This window comes from Nonomuraea sp. NPDC049141 (assembly GCF_040648415.1).
Lineage (GTDB): Bacteria > Actinomycetota > Actinomycetes > Streptosporangiales > Streptosporangiaceae > Nonomuraea.
In genome coordinates, this window is sequence record NZ_JBEZDR010000256.1 from 1 (window position 1) to 1,188 (window position 1,188).

Here is a 1,188-nt window from a genome sequence, read left to right on the forward strand (position 1 = left end):
GCCGCTGGTCGCGCTGGTGGTGGCGCTGATCCTGCCGTACTCCACCCTGCACCTGCCGGGCGTCTTCGAGGGGGCGCTGAACTCGCCGGGCACCCTGCAACTGCTCGCCGTCTGTCTGGTCTTCGGCGGCCTGGCGGCCGGCTACGACCTGCTGTTCGGGCGGACCGGGATGCTCTCCTTCGGGCACGCCCTCTACTTCGCCGCCGGCGTGTACGGCACCGACATCCTCGTCACCAAGGCGGGACTGCCGCTGTGGCAGGCGGGGCTGCTCGCGATCACCGGCGGCACGATCCTCGCCGCGCTGCTCGGGGCGGTGGCGCTGCGTACGGTCGGCATCGCGTTCGCCATGGTGACGCTCGCCTTCGCCCAGGTCGGGGCGATCCTGGTGGCCCGCGACTTCGGCGGGCTCACCGGCGGCGAGGAGGGGCTGCCGCTGGACGTTTCCGGGCTGCCGCAGGGGCTGGTCGGGGTCACCAACACCGTCAACCTCTACTGGCTGGCGCTGGCGTACCTGGTCGTGGTGGTCTTCGTGGTGCACCGGGTGTCGGGCTCGCCGACCGGGCGGGTGCTCGCCGGCCTGCGCGACGACGAGCGGCGGATCGGGGTGCTCGGGCTCGACCCGTACCGGTTCAAGCTGGTGGCGTTCACCCTGGCGGGTGGGCTCGCGGCGGCCGGCGGCGTGGTCTACGTCCTGATCGTCGGCGGTGCCTCGCCGCACATCACCTCCTCCGAGTGGACCCTGGCCCTGCTGGTCATGGTGGTGCTCGGCGGGCCGGGCACCCGGTGGGGTCCGGTGATCGGCGGCATCCTCTACATGTACCTGGACCACCGGCTGGTCGCGTTCGGCACGTCCGACGCGGTGGAGGCCCTGCCGGCGTTCCTGAGCAACCCGCTGTCGCAGCCGCTCTTCGTGCTCGGCACGGTCTTCATCCTGGCCGTCTACTTCTTCCCCGGCGGCCTGGCCAGCCTCGCCCCGCGCCTGGCACTGCTGCGGCACTCCCTGCGCACCCCGTCCCGCCGCCCCTGACGGTCGCGGGCCCGGCCCCGCTGATGACGACGTCGCCACCGCCTGGCGGCTGCTAGTCATCGGCGGGGCTTCCGTGTGGACGGGGATCGACGGCTCGCAGGGCGGTGGGCTGTCGAGGGGACCGTCGATCGTGTTCGGCGCGCGCCCGCCGTGCGCCGTCG

General features: G+C 73.2%; 1 protein-coding gene. It reads left to right on the top strand.

Annotated features, from left to right (window positions below):
* Positions 1–1,027: branched-chain amino acid ABC transporter permease (locus AB0B91_RS66300; RefSeq protein WP_358343312.1), on the top strand; the 1,027-nt coding region annotated here is incomplete at its 5' end.
* Positions 1,028–1,188: the final 161 nt, after the last annotated feature.